This window comes from Myxococcus xanthus (assembly GCF_013116825.1).
GTDB lineage: Bacteria > Myxococcota > Myxococcia > Myxococcales > Myxococcaceae > Myxococcus > Myxococcus xanthus_B.
Genome location: NZ_JABFNS010000085.1, coordinates 15,118 through 41,050 on the forward strand (window position 1 = coordinate 15,118; position 25,933 = coordinate 41,050).

Here is a 25,933-nt window from a genome sequence, read left to right on the forward strand (position 1 = left end):
GCCTACTCCTTCACGGACGTGGCCATGGGCGCGGAGCGACGCGCGGGAGCCCAGAGGGAGAAGCGCAGGCCCGCGGACGCGGACCATTCCCACTGCTCGGGGACGCCCGCGATGTCGCCGCGCTTCATGCCGCGGCCATCCACGAGCAGGCTCAACGGCTGGTCGTTGATGGCCAGGATGATGACCTCGTAGCCGGCCTGGAGCCGCAGCCGCTCTGGCCTCAGCGGGCGGCCCGCGACGGCGGGGGCCAGCAACACCTTCTCCGCCTCCACTCCCAGCCGCAGATGGTGGAATCCGTCCTGGTCCAGCGTCAGGTCTGCTTCGAGCGCCGCGCCGGGGACGAAGGTGTTGAAGCCATTCACGGAGTCCCGCTCGAAGGAGGGACCGGCGCGCACGCGCACGTAGGACACCAGGTCCTTCGAACGCCACAGGTCCACCGTGGCGTGGAGCGTGCCCCAGGTGAGGAAGCGCCCCACTTCGCCGCCGCGTTCGAGCTCCTCCACGCGGAGCGTCTCCATCCACAAGCCCAGGTTGAGGTGGAGGTCATGCCGTCGCGGCTTGCCGAAGAAGGTCGTCACGCGGAAGAGCGGGTCGTCGCGCTCGACGCTGAAGTCGTAACGCGCCGCCGTCAGGTCGAGCGAGGGCACGCCCAGGTGCAGCTCCGTCTCCAGGAAGCGGAGCCGGTGCAGCCGCTTCCCCCGGTGGGACGGCGCCTCCACCGCGATGCCGAAGTCGGCGCGCATGCGGCCCTGCACCTGGCCGTCATGCCACAGGGGCGCCCAGGCACCTCCGAGCCAGACGCGCCGGTTCAGGTCGAAGTTGAACTGCATCACCCGCCCGCGCTCGTCGCGGTACCAGCCGGGTGGGGCCGCCGCGCGGGCCGGCTCCATTCGATACCCCTTCACCCGCTCCGCCGTTTCCTCATCGAACGTGATGGAGCAGGTCGTCACCCTCGCTTGCAGCCGGTCCGTCTCCATGCCCTCGGCGTCCAGCTCCCTCAACGGGGACACCCGGCACACCTGGCCGGTGTCGTCACACTGGGCCCGCCACTCGCCGGAGGGAACGTCCTTCGTCGGTGGCAGCCGCATGCACACCGTGGGGGCGTGCCACGTCTGGGAGGGGAGCGGCGTGGCGGGCGGCTGAAGGACGGGGGCCTCGTTCCCTGGCTGCGCGAGCAAGAGGGCGCAAGCCAGGGACACTGCGGGGGCGAGCATGATGTCTCCTCGGTGGCGACGTCCCGTCGGCCTCGGGAAGCACCGCCGGCCCTGGGCGATTCAAGCGCCGTGCCTCTGCCCAGGAGCCGTGCTTTCGCGGGGTTGACGCCCCTGTCGTGTACATCCCCCTGCACAGCGGCGCGCAGTCAGGCTCACGGCAGCGGCCGTTGGCGGTGGTCGACCGGAGGGGGCCGCGGGGATATAACGCCGCGTCCTGCCGAGGGTGGGCCGCCCACCGCCCGGAACGACTCAAGGAGCTTCAGTCCGTGGAGAGCGAAGTCGAACAGCAGCGGGAGCAGACCTTCGTCGAGGCCATCCTCGGCAAGGACTTCTTCCAGGCGAAGTGGGCGAAGCGGTGGCTGGAGCTGTCCCTCAGTCTGCGCGTCGTGACGGCCACGGCGGGCTTCGCGGCCCTGCTCTTCCTTCCCTACCTAGGCGCGGTGGGGCTCTGGGACCCCTGGGAGACGCACTACGGCGAAGTCGCGCGGATGATGATTGTCCGCCAGGACTACGTGTACCCCTTCTGGGAGAACTCGTGGTTCTTCTCCAAGCCGCCGCTCACGATGTGGATGCAGGCGCTGGGCATGAACGTGGTGGGGGCTGCGAACCCGGGTGGGATGCTGGGCCTCTATACGGAGTGGGGCATGCGGATGCCCTTCGCGCTCCTGAGCATCACCGCGGTGGCGTTGCTGTCACTGGCGGTGGCGCGCGTGGTGTCCCGGCGCGCGGGATTGGCCACCGGCTTCGTGCTGGCCACCATGCCGCTGTACTTCCTGCTCACGCGGCAGACGGTGACGGACACGCCCTTCGTCACCACCTTCATCTGCGCCATGGCGTGCGCGCTCATCGGCCAGTTGGATGCGACGACGAAGCACCGCGCCGCCTGGTGGTACGGCTTCTATTTCTTCGCCGGCCTGTCCGCGCTGGCCAAGGGCCTGCTGGGCGTGGGCCTGCCCGCCGTCATCCTGGTGCTGTACGCGGCCCTGTCCGTCATCCCCTGGGACAGCGACAGCCTGGACGCGCACTTGAAGTGGCTCACGCAGTCCCGCTTCCGCCAGGACGTGCGCGAGGGCCGGCGGCCCATGCCCGTGCTGTGGGGGCAGATGTTCAAGATGCACCTGGGCACGGGCATCCTGGTGTTCTTCGCGGTGGCGGGCCCCTGGTACCTGACGCTGTCCCTCTTCGGCTCCGTGGACGATGAGGGCAAGCTCTTCTGGTACCGCTTCTTCGTCCACGACCACCTCAACCGCCTCACGGCGGGCGTGCACACCACCACGCCGGGCGGCACGTTCATCTACTTCATCGAGCAGGGGGGCTTCGCCATCTTCCCCTGGGTGGCGCTGCTGCCCGGCGCCTTCGCGGTGGTGGCGCGGCTGAAGCTGCGCTCGGAGAAGGCGGCGGACCACCTGGCCATCATCGCGGTGCTGTGGGTGGCCTTCTCCTTCTGGCTGCTGTCGTCCAGCGCCACCAAGTTCCACCACTACGTCTTCCCGGTGCTGCCGGGCGTGGCCGTCCTCCTGGCGCTCTTCATCGACCGGCTGTGGGAGGAGGGCATCTCCGCGCACGCGGTGAGCCTCATCTTCGGGTTCATGCTCTTCGTCCTGGTGGGGAAGAACATCGCGGAGAACCCAAAGATCTTCACCGACCTGTTCGTCTACAACTACGACCGGACCTATCCGCAGGACCTGGTGACGAAGCCCATCGCGTTCTTCACCTCGCGGCCGCTGTGGACGGGAGATCTGGTGACGCTGGTGCTGCTGGCCTTCGGCGTCTACCTGTCCTTCGACGCCTTCTCCGCGAAGGGGCGGGCCCGGACGACGCCGAGCGCGCGCGCCGTGGCGCTGATGCTGCTCCTGGGCGGCGTGGCGACGCTGGGCGCGGTGAGCGCCCAGGCCCAGGTGTCCGCCAAGGCGCTGGTGGGCGTGGCGGTGCTGGCGGTGGCGGGCTATCTGGCGTGGGAGTCCATGCGGCCGGGCGCGGAGGGCCGCGCGTCGCTCCAGACGTTGGCCGGCGTGCTGGCGGTGGTGGGCATCGCGTTCGCGGTGCGGGGCTTCCGTCAGCCTGCGGCGGAGGACTCGCTGCTCAAGGCGCTGTCGGAGCCCGTCAACGTCAAGAAGACGCTGGGCTTCACCTTCGCGGTGGCGGGCGGCATGGCGGTGGTGGCGTCGCTGATGCGGGCGCGGGCGATGCTGTTCGGCACCTTCTGGGTGCTCGCGGCGGGCATGGCCCTCTGGTTCAACTGGAACCACTGGGTGGACCTGTCCCACCACTGGACGCAGCGCGACCTCTTCTGGCGCTACTACGCGCAGCGTCAGGCGGGCGAGCCCATCGTCGCGTACATGATGAACTGGCGCGGCGAGACGTTCTACTCGCAGAACACGGTGGAGCAGTACCGCGTGTCGGACGCGAACGCGCGCATTCGCGCCCTGGCGCAGCGGCCGGGGCGTGAGTGGGCCCTGGTGGAGCACAACCGGCTCAACCTGCTGCGCACCGCGGTGGGCTCGGACAAGGTCGTCACGCCGGTGGACCGCGACATCAACAACAAGTTCGTCCTGGTGACCATCGATTGAGCGGCATCCACGTCCAGGACCTGGGCAAGCGCTTCGGAGACCGGGTGGCCGTGGAGGCGTTGTCCTTCCACGTGCGGTCCGGCGAGGTATTCGGCCTGCTGGGGCCCAACGGCGCGGGGAAGACGACCACGGTGCGCATGCTCACGGGACTGCTTCAGCCCACCGAGGGCGAGGCCACCGTGTGGGGCCACCGGGTGGACCGCGACGGCGAGCCGCTGCGCAAGGTGGTGGGCCTGCTCACCGAGCAGCCCGGCCTCTACGACAGGCTCACCGCGCGGGAGAACCTGCGCTTCTTCATGAAGCTGCATGAGCTGGACGAAGCCGCGGCCTGGCCTCGGGCCCGGCACTACCTGGAGCGCTTCGGGCTGGGTGGGCGCGAGGAGGAGCCGGTGGGCGGCTTCTCCAAGGGGATGCGGCAGAAGCTGGCCATCGTCCGGACGCTGGTGCACGACCCGAAGGTCATCTTCCTGGACGAGCCCACCAGCGGCCTGGACCCGGAGTCGGCGCGCACCGTGCGCGACGCCGTGGCGGAGCTGGCGTCGGAGGGGCGCACCATCGTCCTGTGCTCGCACAACCTGGCGGAGGTGGAGCGCCTGTGTGAGCGCGTGGCGGTGGTGAAGCGCCGCCTGCTGGCCATGGGCCCCGTCCGCGAGCTGCGGCACGCGGGGCAGGCGCTGGAGGTGCGCGTGGAAGGGGAGGCGGAGCGCTTTCGTGTCGCGCTGGCCCAGCTGCCCTTCGCGCCCAACGTGCTGGCCGAAGGGCCGAAGCTGCGCGTGATGTTGGCGGACGACGCGCAGGCGCCCGATGTGGTGGCGTGCCTGGTGGGAGCGGGAGCGCGGGTGCACAGCGCGGTGCCCACGCAGCGTCCCCTGGAAGAGGTCTATCTGGAGCTGCTGCGCGAGGGGAGGGGGTAGCCCATGGCGTTCCGTCCGAAGCGGGCCCTGGCGGTGTTCTGGAAGGACTTCCTGGACCTGCGAAAGAACGTGGGCCTGCTGGTGTCCATGATGGTGCTCCCGGCCGTCATGGTGCTGGTGCCCATTGGCGTGGTGTGGACGTACGTGCGCACGCCGGACCACGCGGACCTGCGCAGCGTGGCGCTCTTCTACGACCCCACGCTGCCGCTGGGCGCCAGCGCCGCGCGCTTCCTCATCGACAAGACGCTCACCGACTGGTTCGGCATGTTCCTGGTGATGCCGGTGTTCGTGCCCATCCTCATCGCGTCCCAGAGCGTGGCGGGGGAGAAGGAGCGGCGCACGCTGGAGCCGCTCCTGGCCTCGCCCGTGACGGCGGCGGAGCTGGTGACGGGCAAGAGCCTGGCGGCGTTGGTGCCCTCCGTGGCGATTACGTGGACGGCCTTCGTCGTGTTCTGCGTAGGTGTGGACATCGTCGCGTGGCCGCTGGTGAAGATGCCGCTGATGCCCAACGCGCTGTGGACCTTCGGCGTGTTCGTCATCGCGCCGCTGTTCGCCTTCTTCGGCAACGGGGTGGCGGTGCTCATCTCCGCCCGGGTGAGCGAGGCGCGCATGGCCCAGCAGTTGTCCGCGCTGGTGGTGCTGCCCATCGTGGGCATGGTGGGGGGGCAGGTGGCGGGCGTGCTCAAGGCGGGCTTCGGCTACTACCTGCTCCAGGGCGCCGTGGTGCTGGTGCTGGACGCCCTCCTGCTGTGGGCCAGCATCCGCCTGTTGGACCGCGAGCGGCTGGTGAGCCGCTGGGGCTAGCGCGGCCGCCGGCCGTCGCTTTCCAGGGCATCCAGCCCGCCGAGCGGCTAGGCTTTCGCCAGTAAAACTGGCATGTTGCGAGCAGGTGCCGGTACGCGAGCGCGCGCGCTTTCGTCCGGGATGCCATGCTCTTAAAAGGGTTGGGGTGGCGGCGCGGGTTGACCGGCTGCCAACGCGGCCACGGAGGCGCTGACGGCAATGGGTATCTTCGACAGCATCAAGGGTGAGGCGAAGCGCAACTTCATCGCCCGGGCGGACTCGGCGAAGGGCGACATCATCTACAAGTATCCGGAGAACAACGTCCGGATGCTGACCCAGCTCACCGTCGATGCGGACGAGGTCGCCCTCTTCGTGAAGGACGGCAAGGTGGAGGGCAAGCTGGGGCCCGGCCGTCACTCACTGGACACGAACAACATCCCGTTCCTGTCCCGCCTCATCGAAGGCTTCACGGGCGGCAACCTCTTCATCTCCGAAATCTTCTTCGTCTCCACCCGGGAGTTCGCCGGCGTGAAGTTCGGTGGCCCCATCGGTGACGTGCGCGACCCGGAGACGGGCCTGGGCATTGGCACCATGGTGTACGGCGACTTCTCCATCCGTGTGACGGACCCTGAGCGCCTGGTGGTGGGCCTGGTGGGCATGGGCCGCACCGGCAACGACGAACTGCTCGGCTGGTTCAAGAACCAGGTGCTGAAGGTGACGCGCGACCGCATCGCGGAGCTGCTCGTCAAGAAGCGTTGGCCGCTGCTCGACGTGACGAGCGGCGCGTACACCGAGGAGATCGAGACCGAGGTCATCTCCGGGCTCAAGCCCCACGTGGACGGCTACGGCCTCACCGTGGTGCGGATGGGCAACTTCCACGTCTCCATCAAGGAGGAGGACGAGGCGACGCTGAAGAAGCTGGGCAAGGACGTGGCGTACTCGCGTCTGGCCGGTGGCTTCCAGCAGTACGCGCAGGGCCAGGCGATGCTCGGCGCGGCCGAGGGCATGGCCAAGGGCGGTGACGGCGGTGGTGGCGCGGGCAACGCACTGGGCGGCATGGGCATGGGCATGGGCTTCGGCATGGCCCAGCAGTTCATGAACCAGCAGCAGCACCAGCAGCGGCCTCCGGAGCCCGCGCCCGCGGCGCCCCCGGCGGACACGCGCAGCCCCGCGCAGCGCCTGAAGGAAATCAAGGAGCTGAAGGACGCGGGTGTCCTCAGCGACGAGGAGTACAATGCGAAGCGCGCGGAGCTGATGAAGCTCCTGTAGTTCCCTTCGTGTGCCCTTGCGGTACCCAGAGCCTCCGTCCGACACCGGGCGGGGGCTCTCGTGCTTTCCCTGACATGCCCTGGGGCTGGATGGACCTCAAACGTCCCCTGCGCTACATAGCGGCCGCCGCGGTCGTCGCACGGTGTACGTTTCAGGGCGCCCCACCTGGGGACTCAGATGGCGTGCGCCGTGCACGGGCGCGTGGGGGACGTGTCGCAGGAGGAGCGTATTCCTGCGGGCCGGACGTCCCCGTGCCAGCCATGTGCCGGCCGCTCGTTCCCAGGGAGACAGGCGTTGATGCCCCTTCGTTTCAAGTCCCGCTCGGCGTTGTTGTGGCTCACCATTTCATTGTCCGCCTGCCGTGAGGATGTTCCACCGGCGCCGGTCGTTCCGCCCATTGAAGAGCCGCGGGAAGAGCAGTCCGTTCCGTACGTGTCCATCGATGGCATGGACAATGCGTCCGGCTTCCTGCGGGGAACCATCCAGGGGCAGGGCGACATCAGGGCCGTGGAAGTCCACGTGGACGGCGTGCTGCTCGGCTGGGCCGAGGTGAATGGTGACCAGTGGAGCATCCAATGGTTGCCCGGCGCGCCGAGGCACTCCATCGAGGTGGTGGCGCATGACGGCTCGGGCACCCCGGCCCGCGCGTCGCTGGCGCTCCAGCCGTTGGACTTCGCCACGCCGCACGCGCTCTACCAGCCCCCGTCCCTGCTGACGTTGCCCACGAGCGAGTCCGCGACGACGCGCTACACGCTGGATGGCTCGACGCCGACGGCGAACTCGCCCATCTACACCTCGCCGTTGGTCCTGATGCGTTCACAGGGCGAGCCCGCGCCCCTGTCCTTCATCCCCACGAATCCGCCGGAGACGCCGGTGGAGTGGCGATGGCTGCCGCCTCGCGGGCCGGTGGGCCGCGCCGCCGTGGTGCGTTTCCAGCAGTTCCAGGGCGCCACGCCCGTGGGTGCTTCCGGCACGCGGAGCTATCTCATCGACAAGTCACATGGTCCGTTGCCGGTGATGTCGCTGACGGTGGACGCGGAGCACTTCTTTGGCTTCGAGCACGGCATCTACGTCCCCGGGCGGATCCACGCGGAGGACCCCAGGCCGGATTGGATGTGGGGCAACGGCAACTATCACCAGAGCGGCAAGGACTGGGAGCGCCCCCTCCACGTGGAGTGGTTCGAGGTAGACGGCCAGCCGGTGATTTCGCAGGGGGCGGGCGTGCGCGTCCATGGCTCGGGCAGCGTGGCGCTGCCGCACAAGAGCCTGCGCCTGTACGCGAAGGATGACTACGGGCCGAAGACCTTCCGCGCGGCGGTGTTCCCCGGCGAGGCGGTGGATGAATTCACGCGGCTCATCGTCCGCACGTCGGGACAGGACCTGCTGTACTCCAAGATTCGCGACTGCGCGCTCCAGGGGCTGCTGCGGGAGACGGCGCTGCACCTGCAGGCCTGCCGCCCCACCGTCCTGTACCTCAACGGTGAGTACTGGGGCCTGCACGAGCTGCGCGAGCGGTATGACGAGTACTACCTCGCGTCGCGCCACGGCATCGACCGCAAGAAGGTGGCCATCCTGGAGTTGGACGGGGTGCTCGACACTGGCGAGGAGGGCGACGAGTCGCACTACCTGGCGCTGCTGGACTTCGTCCGGAACAACGACCTCTCGCTGCCGGAGAACCTGTCCCACGTGGAGTCGATGATGGATGTGGACGACTTCATCGACTATCAAATCGCGGAGATCTTCTTCGCGAACACGGACTGGCCCCACAACAACGTCAAGTTCTGGCGCTACGTGGAGCCAGATGCCGAGGGGCCCGTCGCGAAGGACGGCCGCTGGCGCTGGCTGCTCTACGATTTGGACGGGGCCTTCCTCGGCGACGCGAATTACGACTCACTGGCTCGGGTGCTGACGGATGAAACGCTCCCGGAGTGGTCCGTGCTGCTCATCCGCAAGCTGCTGACGAACGCGGACTTCAAGAGCCGCTTCGTGTCGCGATTCCAGTGGCACCTGGACAACACCTTCCGTGAGGAGCGCGTGACGGCACACCTGGAGTCGCTGGCCGACCTGGTCGCCGCGGAGATTCCCGCGCACATCGAGCGTTGGGGCTATCCAGTGTCCGTGGAGTCGTGGCGCTACTACGTGGACGCGATGCGTGACTTCGCCACGCAGCGGCCCATGCGCGTGCGCCAGCACCTGGAAGCGAGCTTCGGTCCCTTCTAGGGGGCGCTGAAGTCCTCCAGCCCCGGCGCGGGTGGGGGCTGGGTGAAGTCCTCCAGCCCCGGCGCGGCGGGGAGGATGGCGTCCTCCACGCCTTCGAGGTGGAGCTTCATGGGCACCTGGAGCGTGGTGCCCAGCCGCAGCAGCAGCACGTCCGGCTCGATGCCCTTCTCACCAATGGCCTGGGCCACCTCGCGCGCGGACATCGCGTTGCCCTTGGCCCACAGCGTCTTGAGGAACTCGCCCGCCTGCGACGTGCGCCACCACGCGGGGCCGAAGCGCGCCTTGAGCTGCGCCTGCAGCTGACCCGCCAGGAACCAGGCGCGGAAGCTGTCCGCGGACTGAAAGAAGTCCTCCTGGTCCACGAGGTAGCGCTCGGTGTCCTCGTCCGTCATCGGGATGTCGTCGGTGCGTGACATGATTTCGCGGTACAGCACCTTCGGGTCGGCCTCGACGCGGCGGTGCAGCTCCAACTGGTAGAGCAGCCGGCCGGCGGCATGGCGGATGAGGAACAGCTTGTGCGCGCTGGACGCGGCCAGGTACTGCGCGCGCTGCTCGCCGCTGACGCCCGCGTGCTCCTCCAGCCACACCGGGTCCTCGGCCAGGTCCTCGAAGAGGGCGGAGTAGGCCTCGCCCACGGTGGGGTTGCCCAGGCGCGCCAGTTCGAAGCGCGTCTCCGTGGTGAAGGCCGCGTGCAGCGCGTGCCCGAACTCGTGGAGCACGCGTGCCTGGTGCAGCACGCCCGTGCCCGACTTGAAGGAGATGCGCACGTCGGAGGGCACGCGCACCGCCAGCGCCAGGGGGCGTGGGCTCTTGGCCTTCAAGTCCCGCGCGTCGATGGTGACGTGGGGCAGCTCACCCAGATCCAGGCCCATGCCCGCCAGCGTCCCGTGGGCCTTGAGCAGGGACTCGCCCTTGGGGAAGGCGTCCTCCACCTCGCGCGAGCGGAACAGGCGGGGGATGTCCGCGCGGGTGATGTCCTTGAACGCCATGCCCAGCTCGCGCTGGCTCAGCCGCTCCATCACCACGCGGTAGGGAGCCTGCGTGGCCTGGAGGATTTCCTCCGCCAGCACGCTCAGCCGTCCCAGGTCCGACTGCCGCAGCTCGCTGCCGAAGGCCTCGTAGGAGGCGAAGCCCAGCTCCCGCACCAGCTCGTCCGCGCGCTCCTCGCGGCGGCGCAGCGTCTGGTTGAGGCGTTCAATCGCGGGCGTGGCCGCGGCGTACAGGGCCCGGCGCCGCGCCACCGTGCGCTCGTTGGCGAGCAGCCGCTCCAGGTCCCGGTAGCGCACGTCCTTTCCATCCAAGGGGAAGGTGAGGGACGCTTCCAGATTGGCGGCCGCGTCGTTGAACTCGGCCAGCGCGTGGGACAGGTACTCGCCGGCGAAGTGCGAGTGCAGCGCGGTGAGGGCGCGCACCTCGCGGGCGTCGTCCGTGAGCTGGCGCAGCCGGTCGATTCTGCGGATGTTCTCGAGGGTGAAGAGCGCCTCCTGGCCGGCGTAGGTGGCGGCGACGTCCACGTGGCGGCCCTCCGTCCAGAAGTCCCACACCAGGCGGCTCTGGGCTTCGAGGAGGGCTTCAGCCTTCGAGGACATGGCGCTGACATCCGCCTCGAGCTGCTGCTTCTCGGAAAGGACCTGCCGGCCATCGGCGGGCGGGCCCTTGGGGCAGGCGGTGAGGCAGCAGGCGAAGGCCAGCAGCAGGGGAATCCTTGGGTGCATGTGGCTCCTCATGTTACTTGCGCGCAGCCCATGCCCAATCTTTCTCAATGGCGGGCCGCCCGGGGACGCCAGTCCCTCTACTCCGCCCTGCGACGTTTCTTCGCCGCCCACGGCTACCTGGAGGTGGAGACGCCGCTGCTCGTCCCCGCTCCGGGGATGGAGCCGCACATCAACGCGTTCGAGGCCGGCTTCATCCCGGAGACCGATGTGGGCTCCGCGCGGACGCTCTACCTGCACTCCAGCCCCGAGTACGCCATGAAGCGGCTGCTCGCGGACGGGGCCGGGCCGTTGTTCCAGCTGTGCAAGGTGTTCCGGAATGGGGAGGTGTCCCCGACCCACAATCCGGAATTCACGATGCTGGAGTTCTACCGGCCTCACGCGGACTACCACGCCATCATGGATGACCTGGAAGGGGCGCTGGCGGAGGCGGGCCGCGGCGCGACGGAAGGGGAGCCCGGGGCGGACCCGCTCTTCTTCACACGCACTCCCTACGAGCGGTTGACGGTGCGTGACGCGGTGCTGCGCGCCACCGGCGTGGACATCCGCCAGCATTCGGACGGCCCGTCATTGAAGCGGGCGGCGGAGGCGGCCGGGGTGCGCACCGGGAACGCGGAGACGTTCGACGACGTCTTCTTCCACCTCTTCCTCCAGAAGGTGGAGACCGGCTTGGGCCACGAGCGGCCCACCTTCCTCATGGAGTACCCGGCGTCCATGGCGGCGCTGTCCCGGCTGAAGCCCGGTGACGCGGCGGTGGCGGAGCGGGTGGAGTTGTACGCCAAGGGTTTGGAGCTGGCGAACGGGTTTTCCGAGCTGACGGACCCCGTGGAACAGCGGGCACGATTGACAGAAGAACAGGAGCTCAGGCGCCAATTGGGCCGGGCCGTGTATCCTCTGGACGAGCGGTTCCTTGACGCGGTAGGGCGAATGCCACCCTCGGCGGGCATCGCCGTCGGGCTCGATAGAATCCTGATGCTGCTGCTCGGGGTCCAGCGCATCTCGGACGTGCTCCTTTTCCCCGCCCACGAGTTCGTTTGATTCGGAAGCTCCTGCAGACGGCCTTTGCTGGAACGGCGGCGGTGGGCATCACCGGTGTGCTGTCTCCCGTGGTGTCGGCGCTGTCGCTGCGCGACGCCAAGGACGCGGACGGCGTGCTGGTGCTGTGGGCGCGCTCGCTGCTGGCGTCCGCGGGGGTTCGGCATGAGGCGGTGGGCGTCGAGAACGTCCCCGCCGACACCCACGTCGTCTTCGTGAGCAACCACCAGTCGCACTACGACGCGCTGGTGAACTTCGCCCACATCCGCAAGCACACGCGTTACGTGGCGAAGGCGGAGCTGTTCCGCATCCCCGTCTTCGGGCCCGCGCTCCGCCGCGCGGGCAACATCCCGGTGGAGCGCACCGGTGGTGGGGGAGACAGGGCCCGCTTGTCGGAAGCCGTCACGGCGCTGCGGGAACGGGTGAGCGTGCTCTTCTTCGCGGAAGGCACGCGCAGCACGGATGGGCGGCTGCGGCCGTTCAAGAAGGGCGCCGCGACGCTGGCCATCCAGGCGGGCGTTCCAGTGGTGCCCCTGGCCGTGTCAGGGACGCGCCTCATTCTTCCCAAGGGGGGCCGGGCCGTGCAGTGGGGACAGCGCGTGGCGCTGGTGGTGGGAAAGCCCATCCCCACCCAGGGACTGACGATGCAGGACCGCGACGCGCTCACGCGCCAGTTGGAGGACGCGGTCGCAGAACTCTATGCCGAGGCCTGCAAGCGCTCGGGAGACATTCCATGAAGAAGCCAATCCAGACCACATCCCAGGCGCACCCGTGGCACGGCATCACCCCGGGTGAGGACGCCCCCGAAATCGTCACCGCGTACATCGAAATCGTCCCCACGGACGCGGTGAAGTACGAGCTGGACAAGGAGTCCGGCATCCTCAAGCTGGACCGTCCGCAGCGCTTCAGCAGCCAGTGCCCCACGCTCTACGGCTTCATCCCGCAGACGTACTGCGACGAGCTGGTGGCGAAGCGCTGCGCCGAGCGCACGGGCCTGAAGGACATCAAGGGCGACGGCGACCCCATCGACATCTGCGTGCTGACGGAGAAGGTCATCTCCAGCGGCAACCTGCTGGTGCGCGCGATTCCCATTGGCGGCTTCCGCATGGTCGACGGCGACGAGGCCGACGACAAGATCATCGCGGTGCTGGAGTCCGACCTGGTGTACGGCGAGCTGCAGCACCTCGCGCAGCTTCCGCGCGCGCTGCTCGACCGCCTCAAGCACTACTTCCTCACCTACAAGCAGATTCCCGGTGAGGGGAAGCGCAGCGTGGAGATCGCGGAGGTCTACGATCAGCCGGAGGCGCTCGAGGTCATCAAGCGCAGCATGAAGGACTACGAGCGCATCTACGGCCCGCAGGTCACCACGAAGGCGCGCGCTGTCGGTAAGCGTGTCGCGGCGGTGGAGGCGAAGATCGCCAAGCCCGCGAAGGCCAAGACGAAGGCGGCGCGCAAGTCGCGCGCGTCCTGAGCCGGCTCAGCGGACCTCGACCAGTCGCACGCGCTTGTAGATGCGGCGGTCCAGCGGCAGGCGGGTGTCGATGAAGCCGAGCGCTTCGTCGAACTCGAAGCTGAAGGTGGGGATGGGCGGGCTGATGGAGATGAGCAGCTCGAACTCCCAGACGCTGGTGAGCCGCGAGCGTCCGCCGACTGCCTCGTCCGGCGGCGGGGGCAGCTTCTCCGCCATGGCCCGCACGTCCTCGAGGGCCTCCTTGTCGACCTCGGGCTGATGGCTGGGTTCCAGAAGGTGCACGTCCACGAGCTGGCCCTTCGCGTCCTGGACGACGCGGAGGAGGGCACGGCGCGTGGTGCGGAACTCCTGACGCATCTGCTGGCGCATCTCGCGGCGGGCATTGAGCGTGGGGTCTCCGGCGGTGCTGAGCGGCCTGCGCCGGTCCTCGCCCGGGCCGTTCTTCGCGGCGAACGAGCCCGACGCGCCGTAGTCCGCCGCGCGCTCCGCCCAGATGCGCGAGTACGCACGGCCGCGCTCCATGCCCATGTCGAAGTAGCCCTGGAGGCCGTGCTCCTTCACGGAGCGGTCAGCGTCCCACGCCTTCATCAACGCCTTGCCGAGCTGGCCGTAATACGGGTGCACCAACCCACGTTCCACCCGGCCTCGGCCCACGCTTTCGGATACCAGCTCTTCCACCAGGCCCTGGGCTGAAGGAGGCGCATGCGGGTCCACGCCGCCGTCGAGCTCCGCCGCCACATCGCGATGCGTTCCTGAAAGCGCGGTGACCTGACGGGCCGCGAGCAACAGCCTCGAGCCCGAGACGGCGTTGGCGCCGGGCTCCGCGCGGGGCACGTCCGTGGGGGGCGTCCCCGCCAGGGGCGCGTCCGCGAAACGGGAGCGCGCCGGAGCCGAGTCCAGGGCCTCCACGTGACGTTCAGGCCGCGCGTCCGCTTGGGCGACTTGCGTGTCGTGGGCGCTCTGGGCGCTCGCGTGGGCGGGGGCCGTGTGGCGCTCGGACCGGGACTCCGCTTGGGCGTGCGCGGCGTCGCGCTCCGGCGCAGCCTGCCTCGAGGGAGCCCGGGGCTTCGCAGCCGTGCGGGGCGCAGGGGGCGCATGGGCGCTGTCCGAACGGCTTGGCGGCACCGGCTGGGCTGAGCCGGCGCCCTGACGCTCGTCCGGCATCTGCGTGTCCCGCGATACACGGGGCCCCGCCACCTCCACATCGACCCATTCCAGGGCAGGCGGCGGGGCCGCCGGAGGGGGCCTCGCGACCGGCTCCTCGCGCTCCAGGGTCAGCCACAAGAGCCCATGCACGCCCAGGCTGGCGGCGAGCGCTGGCAGCAGGCGTCTGGTGGGCTCCCGAGGCATGCGCCTCCATCTAACCCCGCTTTCACGTCATGCCCTGGGAATCCGCGAGGGGAGGATAGGAAACGCAACCCTGACGCGTTTACTCTTCGCGGCATCGGAGGAAGGACCCCAGGATGTCGACCTCGCTGCTCGCGACGGATGGCTACAAGTTCAGCATGGCGGAGGCCGGCTGGCCGCTTCGTCGGGAAACGTTCTACTACTCACACCGGCGGGGTGGTCTCCAGGTGATGCCGCTCGACGTGGCGGCCTTCGTCCAGTCGCTCATTCCGGAGCCCAGGCCGGAGGACTACGACTACCTCAGCCGGTACGACTATGAGATGGGCGTGGGGTTCAAGGCGGCCATCCTCCGCCGTGAGAAACTCAGCATCCGCGCCATCCCCAAGGGCGCGCTCTTCTATCCGCGCGAGCCCATCCTCACGCTGACAGGGCCGTCCGCCCTGGTGTCCTGGGTGGAGCCGCTGCTGCTCCAGCTCAACTTCCGCATCCAGGTCGCCACCCTGGCGCTGTCGGACCGGGACGCGCTGGCCCGCGCGCTGGCCACCGTGACGTGCGATGCGCAGAAGGCCATCGCGCTGGAGACGCTCGACTCGGTGGGCGTGAAGGCGGTGCCCATCACCGTGGACACGGAGGGCTACGCCAGGCGCGTCTTCGCCACCGTCAAGGAGCTGGTGGACATCGTCGAGGACCCGTCCCGCATCTTCGAGGTGGGCCTGCGCGCGGCCACCTGTCTGGAGCAGCACGAGGTGGCGCTGCGAAGCTGCAAGGACGCGGGCGTCACGCGCACCTCCAACGTGGACGGGGCGGCGAAGCTGGGAATGGTCCCCGTGGGCACCATGGGGCACGAGCACATCCAGCGCTATGGCTCGGATGAGGCCGCGTTCCGGGCCATGCGCGAGCGCCGGCCGCAGCGCTCCAGCTACCTGCTGGACACCTTCGACACGCTCACGTCCGGAATCCCCGCAGCCTTCCAGCTCATCCAGGAGGAGCCCGGCAACAATGACTCCATCCGCTTCGACTCCGGCAACAAGAAGCTCCAGTACCTCTACGCGGTGACGCGGGCGCGGGACCTGGGGATTCGGCCCGTCAACATCCTGGAGGACGGACTGGACGCGGAGGCCACGCGGGAGTTCGAGGAGCTGCGGCGGCAGGTGGGCTGGGAGCCGTCGGCCCAGTTCTACGGCTACGGCGGCCACATCATCGCGCGGACCATGGACTGCCCGCTCACCCGGGACAAGGTGGCCGCCATCTACAAGCTGTCTCGCACGGGCAACACGCCGGTGATGAAGTTCGGCAACGAGCTGGCCGAGGGCAAGAAGAGCATCCCCGGCGAGCCCGTCCTCTTCCGCCGCCGCCATGGCTCGGGGCCCATTGGACTGGTTGGCCAGGTGGGCGAGCCCGTCCCGGACGGCTACTTCCCGCTCATGGAGAGCGCGCCGGAAACCCCATCACTGGTGGGCGCGCAGGAGACGGCGGCCGAGGCGCGTGTCGCCTACACCGCCGCGACGCAGGCGCTGGTGGATGCGCTGCACCGCCGTCACTTCCCCCAGCAGCACCGCTGAGGCCGACATGCCCTTGCCCATTCCCCGCTTTCACGAGGACGCCCGCGTCAGCCAGCTCTACCTGGAGCGTGGCGCGGAGGTGACCGAGGAGGCCCTCCGCTACGTGGCGGAGCACCGCATCCGCCCCGCGCGTGAGGACGCGACGCGCATCGCCGCGTTCGGCATCGACGTGCAGGTGGCCTTCTGCACGCCGGGCGCCAGCCTCTTCGTGCCCGGCGCGGTGGAGGACACCCAGCGCGCGCTGCGCTGGCTCTACGCGAACCTGGACCGGGTGACGGAGCTGGTGTTCTCGCTGGACACCCACCACGCGTACCACGTGTTCCATCCGTCCTGGTGGCGGGACGCGGAAGGCCGGCCGCCGCCGCCATTGACGGCCATCACCGCGGCGGATGTTCGCTCCGGCCGCTGGCGGGCCACGCGCTTCCACGAGGAGAGTCTGGCCTACTGCGAACAACTGGAGGCCAGCGGCCGGTACGTGCTCACCGTCTGGCCCTTCCACGCGATGCTGGGTGGCCTGAGCCACGCGCTGGTTCCGTCCGTCTTCGAGGCGAGCCTCTTCCACGCCCTGGTGCGCGACGTACCCACGCACTTCGAGCTGAAGGGGGAGCACCCGCTCACGGAGAACTACTCCGTGCTCTCACCCGAGGTGACGGAGCTGAAGGGGCAGCAGGTCGGGGCCTTCAACACGCGCCTCTTCGAGCGCCTGATGTCCTTCGACCGCGTCTACGTGTTCGGCCAGGCCAGCTCCCACTGCGTGCTGAACACGCTGCTGGACCTGCGGCGTCACATCGAGCGGACGGACCCGTCGAAGATGGGCCGCATCCACATCCTGGAGGACGCCATGAGCCCGGTGCCGGCGCCCCCCCTGGAGCCGCTGCCCGCCTCGTTGGACTTCCCCCGGTTGGCGAAGGAGGCCCTCCGGGACTTCCAGGCGGCGGGAATGCGGGTGGTCCGGACCTCGGACCCGCTGGAAGGGTAGCCGGCGGCATTCCGGGCGAGTGCGCCCACGTACCCAGCGTGTGGTAGAATCTCCCGTTCGTTCCCGGCGAGGCTGGGGACCTCCGCGTCGGTGAAGGGGGAGTCATGGCCGCTCAATTCAATCCGCCTGCGTTCACGGTGCAGGTCGGCTCACACGGCGCGGATGCGCTGAGTGTCTCGAGCATTTCGGGCACCGAGGCGTTGAGCCACCTGTTCGACTTCCGGGTGGATTTCTTCGCCAAGGATGGCGACCCCATCGCCACCAGCGAGTTGCTGGAGCAGGACGCGCTGCTGACCCTCTCCATCCGCGACAGCGCGCCCCGCTACGTGCACGGCTGGGTCCGCGAGGTGGAATCGCTGGGCATGAAGACGGGCCGCCGCCGCTACCGGGCGCACGTGGTGCCCCGGCTGTGGCGGCTCACCCAGCACCACCGCAGCCGCATCTTCCAGCAGAAGTCCGTGCCGGACATCCTCAAGGAGGTCCTGGACGCGGCGGGCGTGAAGACGCGGCTGGCCCTGTCCGGCAGCTACGCCCCCCGCGAGTACTGCGTGCAGTACCGGGAGAGCGACTTCGCCTTCCTCAGCCGCCTCATGGAGTGGGAAGGCATCTTCTACTTCTTCGAGCACACGGAGGACGGGCACACCCTGGTGCTGGGGGACAAGCCCAGCGCGCACGCGCCCCTGCCGCAGGGCCAGCAGCTCCCGCTGCGTCCCAGCCTGGGCAAGGAGGTCGTGGCGGGTGAGTACCTCTCCGCGCTGGAGGTGGTGCACCGGCTGCGTCCCGGCGCCGTGCACCTGAAGGACTTCGACTTCGAGAAGCCAGGCCTGGACATCTCCGGCAAGGCGCAGGCGCCCGAAGGAGTCACGGAGCTGGAGCTCTACGACTATCCGGCGGGCTACGTGGCGCCGGGCGTGGGCAAGGCGGCGACGAACGTGCGCACGGAAGCGGCCAGCATGGGCGGGCGCACGCTGATGGGGCAGGGCGTGGCGCCGCGCCTGACGCCCGGGTACCTGCTGGAGGTGCAGTCCCCGGAGGATGGCACCTTCGCGGGCGAGTACCTGGTGACGGAGGTGGTGCATTCGGGCACGCAGCCGGACGTCAGCGCGGGCAGCGAGGCGATTCAGGGCCTGTACCGCAACCAGTACCAGCTGCTGCCCAAGGCCGTGCCCTTCCGGCCCCGGCGCCTGACGCCCCTGCCGCAGCTGGCGGGTCCGCAGACGGCCACGGTGGTGGGCCCCGCGGGCGAGGAGATTCACACCGACGAGCACGGGCGCATCAAGGTGCAGTTCCACTGGGACCGCGAGGGCAAGCGCGACGAGAGGTCGTCGTGCTGGGTGCGCGTGGGCCAGCCGTGGGGCGGCCCGGCCTGGGGTGACGTGTGGCTGCCGCGCATCGGCCAGGAGGTGGTGGTGCGCTTCCTGGAAGGCGACCCGGACCGGCCGCTGGTGGCGGGCGCCGTCTACAACGGCACCAACACGGTGCCGTATGGCCTGCCGGGGGAGAAGACGAAGTCTACGCGCAAGAGCGCGTCCAGCCTGGGCAGCGACGGCTTCAACGAGGTCCGCGTCGAGGACGCGGCGGGCCAGGAGGAGGTCTTCACCCACGCGCAGAAGGACGAAGAGCTGCTCACGGAGAACGACAAGGACCAGCAGGTGACGGGCTTCGAGGACCTGCTGGTGAAGAAGGACCGCAAGCGCACGGTGGAGGGCAACCAGGAGCTGCGCGTGGGCCTGGACGACGTGGGCGTCGTCGAGCAGAACCAGACGTTGGTGGTGCAGGGCAACCGCTCCACCCGGACGACTCTGTCCCACGACGAGGAAGTGGAGGGCAACCAGACGATGACGGTGGGCGGCAACCTCACCGCGCTGGTGCTCCAGGGCGCCATGGAGAACGTGGGGGCGGCGAAGGCCACCACCATTGGCGGCGCCTACAGCGTCAACGTGGCGCTGGCCTACAACGAGGCCACCGGCGGCGCGCGCGGCCTCCAGGTCGCCGCCGCGCACACCGAGCACGTGCTGGGCTCGCGGCAGGAGACGGTCGGCAAGGACAAGACGGTGGACGTCGGCATGGACTGGGACTTGCGCACCAAGGGCCAGCTCACACTGACCATCGGCAAGGACTGGGAAGAGGACATCGGGAAGACGACCAGCCTCTACATCACCGAGGACATGGCGGGCCTGGCCAAGAAGTTCGAGCTGAAGGCAGACACCTTCTCGCTGCTCGTCGGTGACAACCTCATCCTGAAGATGGAGAAGTCCGGCAAGGTGACCTTCGCCCTCAAGACGCTCACCGTCGACGGCAAGGAAGTGAAGATCAAGGGCGGCAAGGTGAAGATGGAGGCGGCGGGTTCGCTCAAGAGCGACTCGCGCAAGGCGAAGGAGCTGGAGCACTTCAAGGACCCGGACCCCGTCAACGTCGAGTTCAACCTCAAGGGCATGGACGGCAAGCCCATCAAGGACCAGCCCTTCGAACTGCACATGCCCGACGGCAGCATCAAGAAGGGCCGCGTGGACGGGAGCGGGAAGGGCGTGGTGGAGAAGGTTCCGCCCGGCGACTACCGCGTCGTCTTCCCGGAGATGTCAGGCCGCATCAACAAGGGTTCCTGAGCCGTACCCGCCCGCGCGGGCACACGCGCCATTTCGGATAGGCCAGCGATGGAAACGTACGTCGTCAAGGACGGGGACTCCCCCGACTCAATCGCGCAGAAGTACGGGTTCAAGGAATGGAAGCTCATCTACGAGCATCCGGACAACGGGGGCCTGCGCGCCACGCGCGGCGCCAATGAAGTGAAGGCGGATGACCGGGTCATCATCCCGGACCTGCCAGAGAACCAGGTGTCCGCCGGAGGGCCGCAGAACCTCATCGCCACGCCGGGAACGCCGCTCACGCTGCCGCCCGTCCACTTCGACGCGCACATGCACATCATGAGCGGCAACTGCACGCCCATGCCCGCGCTGGTGCAGATGATGAAGGACAAGGGCCTGGGCTTCCTCATCGGCACGGGCACCAGCCGCACCAAAATCAACCGCCTGGGCTTCTGGGCGGCGAAAATCCCGTTCGCGCCCGACATCGGTGATGTGTCCCACCGCGACACGCACCGCATTGGCGAAGAGGCCGTGCGCTCCAATGACAGCCTTGCCCAGGACCGGACGGGATACACCTCGGATGGGATGGGCAACGTGGAGGAGTACACCATCCCCGCGCCCCTGCGCGCCTATGCGTCCACGCAGGGCCACGCGGAGGCCAGCGCTTCCTACCTGGGCATGTCCATCGTCCTCACCATGGACATGGACTACTGCCACCTGGCTGGCTACCAGGGGGACGCCATCTACAGCGAAGAGGAGACGGAGTCCGGGCCCGGCATCACCTACCGCTGGCGCACGACGTCCGACGACCCAGGCGAGACGATTGTCGCGAAGTCAGACGAGGTGGATCTCCACGAGACGTGGAACCGGCAGCTCATGCACACCGAGAAGGTGGCGGCGGAGCATCCCTTCCGGCTGCTGCCGATGTATCACTTCGAGCCGCGCCGCTACATCAAGGACGAGGACAAGACGCTCCCCTTCGAGATGGTGGTGACGGCCTCCAAGGCGGCGCCATACATCGGCTTCAAGATGTACACGCCCCAGGGCTACATGCCCAAGGAGCGCCATGCGCCGGTGAAGGACATCCTGAGCTGGTTCTTCTCCGAGTGCGCGTCGAACGACATCCCGCTGATGACCCACTGCACGCCGTCGGGCTTCTACACGCACGAGCGGCGCTTCTACCTGGACCATGAGCCGGACGAGGCCATCCGCAACGACCCGAAGTACTGGCCCTCGAAGGACGCCATCGCCACCGCGGACGCGAACATCACCAAGGCGCGCGACTACGTGACGGAGCTGGAGGGGAGCTGGAAGAGCCACATCCCGCTCGTGCTCCGCCGCGCGCGCAATGGCGTGGAGGACGCCATCGAGGCCAAGGAGAAGCTGCTGAACCCGGGCCGGATGCGCTACTTCTACGAGAACTACGTGCACCCGGAAGCGTGGCGCCCGGTGCTCAATGACAACCCGAAGCTGCGCTTGTGCCTGGCGCACTTCGCCAGCGACGGCACCTTCTGGGACTTCCGCAAGGGGCTCGCCGTCAAGCAGGACAGCCAGAAGGTCCAGTATGACAAGAGCTGGATTGGCTCCATCGTCGAGCTGTGCAACGCGTTCCCCAACTTCTACACGGACATCTCCTATCTGGACCTGATGGAGAAGCAGAAGTGGAAGCTGCTGGCTGAAATCCTCAAGTCCAGCCCCTGGATGCTGAAGAAGATCATGTTCGGCACCGACTGGTACATGATCACCGCCGAGCCCGTGGCGTACGCGGCCTGGTACAGCCGCACCATCCGAGGGCTGGAGTTCATCCAGAAGGAGCTGCCGACGCAGGTGAACCTCTTCACCCAGTTCGCCATCGTCAATCCCATGCGCTTCTACCGCATGATGGAGGTCGCCCCGAAGATGAAGGAGGGCCTCAAGAAGCTTCAAACAAACCTCAACGTGACGGGCGACGCGGTGGACAAGCTCGAGGACAACTTCACGACGCTGATGCGGTTGCAGCACCCGCTGGAACAGATTGACAAGGCGGGCGGCCTGGCCAGCGGACCCATGTTGTTCACCTCGACGACGAAGGCGAAGTAGGAGCCCCGCCCATGGAGCCCAACAAGGACCCCTTCCTGCTGACGCCCGGGCTGCCCGCGGCCGCGGCGCCCGTGCGCCATCCCTCGCCGTTCCCCTGGAACCAGGTGGCGCTCGTGTTTCCGGCGCCGGTTCCGGATTCGGTGGCGGTGCTCACGCTGGACGACAAGCTCTGGCGGCTGGAGCTGACCGGCCCCGAACTACGCCGCGTCGAGGTAGACGACGAGTACCTGGAGCAGGTGTCCGGGGGCGAGCTGCACGCGATGCTGCCGCCGTCACCCACGCACCTGGCGTACCTCCAGACGCGGCGGCTGGTGCTCTACGACCTCAAGTGGCAGCTTGCCAAGACGTGGTCCATGGTCGGGCGCCTGGAAGAGGTGGCCAGCCGCGGCGCCTGGGTCTCCCACACGCCGCAGGTGTTGGCGGTGGAGCTGGAGGACACCTCGAATTACGCCCGCAAGTCCCGCATCGACTTCCGGCTGCGCACGTGGCGACTGGAGGGGGAAAAGCGCGTGAAGCTGGGCTCGATGGAGCTCGGCTCCGTCGTCGGCGCGGTGAAGTGGGACGCGGGGGCGGGGTTGGTCGCGGTGCAGAAGCCCGGCGTACCGTTGGAGCTCTACGGGCCCGACCTGGCCAAACCCCAGCCGGAGCACCCGCTGGCGCTGGCGCTGCGGAAGCTGGCGGTGGATGGCCTCACGTTGCAGTCGCTGCGTTTGCATCCCTCGTTGCCAGTGGCGCTCGTGGCCCTGGGCCGTGACGTGACGCCGAAGCGGGAGGAGGGGAAGGAGAAGCCCGAGGACCCTGGCATCTGGCGCGTGTCGTGGGAAGGCGCGCCCGCGGTGACGGTGCGGCTGGCGCGCCATGCCTCCGGGGAGTCGGTGACGCTGGGCCCGCTGTCGCCCGAGGGTGACTGGCTCTACTACCGCGTCCTGAACAGCGCGGGCCGCGACCCACAGCTCTACGTGCAGCAGGTCGGCGCGGCCTTCAAGCCGCCCCTGTCACTGGGCGCTGTCCCGGAGAAGGGCGCGGCGCTGCTGTGGACGGGCGGGGCGCCTTCGCTCGTCATGTATGACGGGACGAAGGACGCGCTGGCTCACTGGAAGCTGGCGGGCACGGCGGCACCGGCGAAGCCTCCCGCGTCGCCCAGGCCAGACGGGAAGTGACGGTGGGGCTCAGCGTCCCTTGAGGCGCTGGGCCGCCCAGCGCGCGGCGGCTTCGCACAGCACCTTCGAGGCCGTTTCGCCCGGCTGGGCGTGGGCGCTCAGCTCCACCACCTCGTGGAAGAGGTCCAGCGGCAGGCCTTCATCCCGCTGCACCTGGCCGGCGAAGAGCACCACCGGCGTGCTGTGCTCGCGGGCCAGCCGCGCGATGCCGCCCGGGCCCTTGCCCAGCGCCGTCTGCCGGTCGAAGCGGCCCTCTCCGGTGAGCACCACGTCCGCCATCAACACGCGCCGCTCCAGACCCAGCGCGCGTGACACCAGCTCGTAGCCGGGCACCAGTCGCGCGCCAGCGAGGGCCAGCAGGCCAAAGCCGAAGCCTCCCGCCGCTCCCGCGCCGGGCCAGCCCGCGGACGTATCTCCCAGCACCATTGCCGCGTGTGCCAACGCCGCCTCCAGTGCTTCCACGCCGGCCTCGTCCGCGCCCTTCTGCGGACCGAAGAGCCGCGCGGCGCCGTCCGGCCCCAGCAGGGGCGAGGTGACATCCGTGGCCCCCAGCAGCTCCACGGCGCCCAGTCGGGGATGACGGCCACTCGCGTCCACGCGGGCGAGCTGGGCCAGCGCCGCGCCTCCCGGGGGAAGAGGCTGTCCTCGCGCGTCCAGGAAGCGGAAGCCCAGGGCGCTGAGCGCCCCGGTGCCCGCGTCCGTGGTGGCGCTGCCACCCAGGCAGACGATGAGGCGTTCGCAGCCCGACTCCAGCGCCGCGTGCATCAGCTCGCCGGTGCCATACGTGGATGCCTTCAGCGCATCGCGAGCCTCGGGCGCCAGCAGCGACAGGCCGGACGCGGAGGCCATCTCCACCACCGCCGTGCGTCCGTCCTCCACCAGGGCCCAGTGTGCTTCCACGGGCGCGCCCAGCGGTCCACGCACCACCTGCTGACGACGCTCGCCGCGCAGGCCCGTCAGCAGCGCTTCCACCGTCCCAGGCCCGCCATCCGCGAGCGGCGCCACGTCCAACACCACTTCCGGCGAGGACTCACGGAGGCCGCGGGCCATGGCCTCAGCTGCTTCCGCGGCGGACAGCGTTCCCTTGAATTCTTGCGGTGCGACGAGCCAGCGAGGAGAAATCACGGTGAAGGGCTTGGCGCTTTCTGAGGTGTCCAGGGAACTCCAGAAGGCCAGGGGACCTGTACCGCGTCCTTTACCTGCGAGAGTCCCCACCCCTGGCATACCACTCCCAGCGTCATTCCCACTCCTGGGGTGATGCGTGTTTCATCACTTCTGTGTATCAACCGGACGTTGGCGCCGCGAATTCCTGCAAAGACTTGAATTGAAAATTGGTAATTCAAGCTTTCGTCGCCGCGTGCCAGTCCTCCGCATGCCATTCCAGCAAAGGGCGCGGAGCCTTCAGTGAAGGGGCCACGCGCTGAGACACACGCTCCAGCCGCTCCAGCAGGCTGGCCACCGTCTCCGCGGGTTGGCGTGAGGGGCCTTGGATGCGCTGGCAGAAGAAGGTCCGGCAGCCGAAGGGCCGGTCCGCGTACACCGAGCAGCGCAGGCCCGTGGCGTCCAGGTAGGGACAGCCGCCGTCCGCGCGAGGTGGCGGCAGCGGGCGCCCTCGGGACAGCAGCTCCCATTCGGGCTGCCACAGCCAGGGCTGGCGCTTCGTGATGGCCAGCTGGCAGCACTCGCCGCTGGCCGGGCAGGAGTAGGGGGCGTAGGCCGCGTCCGCCTGGCGGTAGACGGCGCGCACTTCCTTCAGCGCGCGCTCCCTTTCGCGGGTGCCACCCAGGGGCGCGTCGTCCGCCTCGTCGTCCCAGTCCCGCGTCCGCATGGGCGAGTCCTCAGAGCACCCGGAGCACGAAGCACTTCAGGTAGCGCGTCTCACGCAGGTTGAGCAGCACGGGGTGGTCCCGGCCTGCGCCACGGCGCTCGATGATTTGCACGCGGCGGCGGGCATCCGCGGCGGCGGAGGCGAGCATGTCCTCGAAGGCCTGCTCGTCCACGTGGTACGTGCAGCTGGCGGTGATGAGGATGCCGCCGGGCCGCAACAGCTGCAGGGCGCGGAGGTTGATTTCCTTGTACCCGCGCACCGCGGCGGGGATGGCGTCCTTGTTCTTCGCGAAGGACGGCGGGTCCAGGACGATGGTGTCGAAGCGCTTGCCCTCGTCCACCGCGTCGCGGAGGAAGTCGAAGGCGTTGGCCACCACCACGTCCAGGTTGTCCAGCTTGTTGGCCGCGGCGTTCTCCCGAAGCTGCGCCGAGGCCGCTTCGGAGATTTCAATCGCCGTGACGTGCCTGGCCCGCGTGGCGAGCTGGAGCGCGAAGCCGCCGACATAGGAGAAGCAGTCCAGCGCCTCGCCGTGGGCGTAGTGCGCGGCCATGACGTGATTCTCGCGCTGGTCCAGGAAGGCGCCCGTCTTCTGGCCCTCCAGCAGGTCCGCGCGCATCTTCACGAGGCCCTCGTCGAAGGACACCGGGCCGGGATGTTCGCCGCGCAGCACGCCCTTCTCCGGGGTGAGGCCCTCCAGGTTGCGGACGCCCACGTCGGAGCGGTTGATGATGCCGCGCGGATTGAACTGCGCCTGGAGCAGGTCGGCGATGAGCGCCTTGCGCTGCTCCATGGCGGGGACCAGGAACTGCACGCTGAGGAAGTCGCCGTAGCGGTCCACCACGAGTCCGGGCAACCCGTCCGCCTCGCCATGCACCAGGCGGTACGTCTTCTCCCCCGGGAGCGCGAGCTGGCGCAGCCGGTCCGCGGCCAGGAGCCGCTCCCGGAAGAAGTCCGCGTCCACCGCGACGTCGTCGAAGGAGAGCCAGCGCAGGGAAATCTTCGAGTGCTTCGAATAGAAGGCCTTGCCCAGGAACCACCCCCGGGTGTCCGTCACGCGCACCACCTCGCCGCCGGGCAGCCCGGGGTCGCCATTCAGGTCCGCGCGGTAGATCCACGGGTGGCCGCCCTGCCAGCGCTCCACGCCGCGGCGCAGCAGCGACACCTGGGGGAGGCCGTCCGGGCCCAGCTCGGGCGAGGTGCGGTCC

General features: G+C 68.9%; 19 protein-coding genes. 13 read left to right on the top strand and 6 right to left on the bottom strand.

Annotated features, from left to right (window positions below):
- Nucleotides 1-2: 2 nt before the first annotated feature.
- Nucleotides 3-1,214, bottom strand: coding sequence for a hypothetical protein (locus HNV26_RS23355; RefSeq protein ID WP_171444053.1), 1,212 nt, complete (start codon nucleotides 1,212-1,214; stop codon nucleotides 3-5).
- Between the two features lie 266 nt (nucleotides 1,215-1,480).
- Between HNV26_RS23355 and HNV26_RS23360 the strand changes: the two genes are divergently transcribed.
- The 5 genes from HNV26_RS23360 to HNV26_RS23380 all read left to right on the top strand — a co-directional run bounded on the left by HNV26_RS23360 (nucleotide 1,481) and on the right by HNV26_RS23380 (nucleotide 8,970).
- Complete coding sequence (locus HNV26_RS23360; protein ID WP_171444054.1) at nucleotides 1,481-3,784, top strand: ArnT family glycosyltransferase; 2,304 nt, start codon at nucleotides 1,481-1,483, stop codon at nucleotides 3,782-3,784.
- Entirely contained in the window at nucleotides 3,781-4,698 is a 918-nt protein-coding gene (locus tag HNV26_RS23365; protein WP_171444055.1) for an ABC transporter ATP-binding protein, read from the top strand. Before HNV26_RS23360 ends, HNV26_RS23365 begins: the two co-directional genes overlap by 4 nt.
- A gap of 3 nt (nucleotides 4,699-4,701) precedes the next feature.
- Nucleotides 4,702-5,502, top strand: a complete 801-nt coding sequence (locus HNV26_RS23370; protein ID WP_171444056.1) for an ABC transporter permease subunit — start codon at nucleotides 4,702-4,704, stop codon at nucleotides 5,500-5,502.
- A gap of 198 nt (nucleotides 5,503-5,700) precedes the next feature.
- Nucleotides 5,701-6,750, top strand: coding sequence for an SPFH domain-containing protein (locus HNV26_RS23375; protein ID WP_140865644.1), 1,050 nt, complete (start codon nucleotides 5,701-5,703; stop codon nucleotides 6,748-6,750).
- A gap of 297 nt (nucleotides 6,751-7,047) precedes the next feature.
- A complete protein-coding gene (locus HNV26_RS23380; RefSeq protein WP_253816944.1) occupies nucleotides 7,048-8,970 on the top strand; it encodes a CotH kinase family protein in 1,923 nt (640 codons plus the stop codon).
- On the opposite strand, the gene HNV26_RS23385 is transcribed toward HNV26_RS23380, so the two are convergent.
- Nucleotides 8,967-10,685, bottom strand: a complete 1,719-nt coding sequence (locus tag HNV26_RS23385) for a chromosome segregation protein SMC (protein WP_171444058.1) — start codon at nucleotides 10,683-10,685, stop codon at nucleotides 8,967-8,969. The two genes, HNV26_RS23380 and HNV26_RS23385, sit on opposite strands and share 4 nt — an antisense overlap.
- 30 nt (nucleotides 10,686-10,715) lie before the next feature.
- Here HNV26_RS23385 and epmA point away from each other — a divergent pair, with 30 nt between their 5' ends.
- The 3 genes from epmA to HNV26_RS23400 are packed head-to-tail and all read left to right on the top strand — an operon-like array spanning nucleotide 10,716 to nucleotide 13,188.
- A complete protein-coding gene (gene epmA, locus HNV26_RS23390; protein ID WP_090490170.1) occupies nucleotides 10,716-11,720 on the top strand; it encodes an EF-P lysine aminoacylase EpmA in 1,005 nt (334 codons plus the stop codon).
- Entirely contained in the window at nucleotides 11,717-12,454 is a 738-nt protein-coding gene (locus HNV26_RS23395) for a lysophospholipid acyltransferase family protein (RefSeq protein ID WP_171444059.1), read from the top strand. The genes epmA and HNV26_RS23395 overlap by 4 nt, the downstream gene beginning before the upstream one ends.
- A complete protein-coding gene (locus HNV26_RS23400) occupies nucleotides 12,451-13,188 on the top strand; it encodes an inorganic pyrophosphatase (protein ID WP_171444060.1) in 738 nt (245 codons plus the stop codon). The genes HNV26_RS23395 and HNV26_RS23400 overlap by 4 nt, the downstream gene beginning before the upstream one ends.
- Before the next feature lie 6 nt (nucleotides 13,189-13,194).
- Here the strand turns inward: HNV26_RS23400 and HNV26_RS23405 are convergent, their stop codons facing one another.
- The gene (locus HNV26_RS23405) at nucleotides 13,195-14,538 is read right to left on the bottom strand and encodes an energy transducer TonB family protein (RefSeq protein WP_171444061.1); all 1,344 of its coding nucleotides are present in this window, start codon (nucleotides 14,536-14,538) and stop codon (nucleotides 13,195-13,197) included.
- A gap of 113 nt (nucleotides 14,539-14,651) precedes the next feature.
- On the opposite strand from HNV26_RS23405, the gene HNV26_RS23410 reads away from it, so the two are divergent.
- From HNV26_RS23410 to HNV26_RS23430, 5 genes are all read left to right on the top strand, one after another.
- On the top strand, nucleotides 14,652-16,097 hold the full coding sequence (locus HNV26_RS23410) for a nicotinate phosphoribosyltransferase (RefSeq protein WP_171444062.1): 1,446 nt from the start codon (nucleotides 14,652-14,654) through the stop codon (nucleotides 16,095-16,097).
- A 7-nt stretch (nucleotides 16,098-16,104) separates the two neighbouring features.
- Nucleotides 16,105-17,076, top strand: a complete 972-nt coding sequence (locus HNV26_RS23415) for a cysteine hydrolase family protein (RefSeq protein WP_171444063.1) — start codon at nucleotides 16,105-16,107, stop codon at nucleotides 17,074-17,076.
- A gap of 104 nt (nucleotides 17,077-17,180) precedes the next feature.
- On the top strand, nucleotides 17,181-19,682 hold the full coding sequence (locus HNV26_RS23420) for a type VI secretion system Vgr family protein (RefSeq protein WP_171444064.1): 2,502 nt from the start codon (nucleotides 17,181-17,183) through the stop codon (nucleotides 19,680-19,682).
- A gap of 48 nt (nucleotides 19,683-19,730) precedes the next feature.
- The gene (locus HNV26_RS23425; protein WP_171444065.1) at nucleotides 19,731-21,740 is read left to right on the top strand and encodes an amidohydrolase family protein; all 2,010 of its coding nucleotides are present in this window, start codon (nucleotides 19,731-19,733) and stop codon (nucleotides 21,738-21,740) included.
- Nucleotides 21,741-21,751: 11 nt separating this feature from the next.
- Nucleotides 21,752-22,900 (top strand): hypothetical protein, encoded by a 1,149-nt coding sequence (locus HNV26_RS23430; RefSeq protein WP_171444066.1) that lies wholly within the window; start codon nucleotides 21,752-21,754, stop codon nucleotides 22,898-22,900.
- 9 nt (nucleotides 22,901-22,909) lie between these two features.
- On the opposite strand, the gene HNV26_RS23435 is transcribed toward HNV26_RS23430, so the two are convergent.
- The 3 genes from HNV26_RS23435 to HNV26_RS23445 form a co-directional block, all read right to left on the bottom strand.
- Nucleotides 22,910-24,025 (bottom strand): glycerate kinase, encoded by a 1,116-nt coding sequence (locus tag HNV26_RS23435; protein WP_171444067.1) that lies wholly within the window; start codon nucleotides 24,023-24,025, stop codon nucleotides 22,910-22,912.
- Nucleotides 24,026-24,239: 214 nt separating this feature from the next.
- Nucleotides 24,240-24,728, bottom strand: a complete 489-nt coding sequence (locus HNV26_RS23440) for a YkgJ family cysteine cluster protein (protein WP_171444068.1) — start codon at nucleotides 24,726-24,728, stop codon at nucleotides 24,240-24,242.
- Nucleotides 24,729-24,738: 10 nt separating this feature from the next.
- Nucleotides 24,739-25,933 (bottom strand): class I SAM-dependent rRNA methyltransferase (locus tag HNV26_RS23445; RefSeq protein WP_253816946.1); only part of this gene is annotated, 1,195 nt, incomplete at its 5' end.

Bases quoted from the DNA above. Each gene is read 5' to 3' on its own strand.
- HNV26_RS23370 (WP_171444056.1), top strand. From the start codon at position 4,702: ATGGCGTTCCGTCCGAAGCGGGCCCTGGCGGTGTTCTGGAAGGACTTC.
- epmA (WP_090490170.1), top strand. From the start codon at position 10,716: ATGCCCAATCTTTCTCAATGGCGGGCCGCCCGGGGACGCCAGTCCCTC.
- HNV26_RS23385 (WP_171444058.1), bottom strand. From the start codon at position 10,685: ATGCACCCAAGGATTCCCCTGCTGCTGGCCTTCGCCTGCTGCCTCACC.
- HNV26_RS23355 (WP_171444053.1), bottom strand. From the start codon at position 1,214: ATGCTCGCCCCCGCAGTGTCCCTGGCTTGCGCCCTCTTGCTCGCGCAG.
- HNV26_RS23430 (WP_171444066.1), top strand. From the start codon at position 21,752: ATGGAGCCCAACAAGGACCCCTTCCTGCTGACGCCCGGGCTGCCCGCG.
- HNV26_RS23375 (WP_140865644.1), top strand. From the start codon at position 5,701: ATGGGTATCTTCGACAGCATCAAGGGTGAGGCGAAGCGCAACTTCATC.
- HNV26_RS23425 (WP_171444065.1), top strand. From the start codon at position 19,731: ATGGAAACGTACGTCGTCAAGGACGGGGACTCCCCCGACTCAATCGCG.
- HNV26_RS23415 (WP_171444063.1), top strand. From the start codon at position 16,105: ATGCCCTTGCCCATTCCCCGCTTTCACGAGGACGCCCGCGTCAGCCAG.
- HNV26_RS23405 (WP_171444061.1), bottom strand. From the start codon at position 14,538: ATGCCTCGGGAGCCCACCAGACGCCTGCTGCCAGCGCTCGCCGCCAGC.
- HNV26_RS23380 (WP_253816944.1), top strand. From the start codon at position 7,048: ATGCCCCTTCGTTTCAAGTCCCGCTCGGCGTTGTTGTGGCTCACCATT.
- HNV26_RS23440 (WP_171444068.1), bottom strand. From the start codon at position 24,728: ATGCGGACGCGGGACTGGGACGACGAGGCGGACGACGCGCCCCTGGGT.
- HNV26_RS23410 (WP_171444062.1), top strand. From the start codon at position 14,652: ATGTCGACCTCGCTGCTCGCGACGGATGGCTACAAGTTCAGCATGGCG.
- HNV26_RS23420 (WP_171444064.1), top strand. From the start codon at position 17,181: ATGGCCGCTCAATTCAATCCGCCTGCGTTCACGGTGCAGGTCGGCTCA.
- HNV26_RS23400 (WP_171444060.1), top strand. From the start codon at position 12,451: ATGAAGAAGCCAATCCAGACCACATCCCAGGCGCACCCGTGGCACGGC.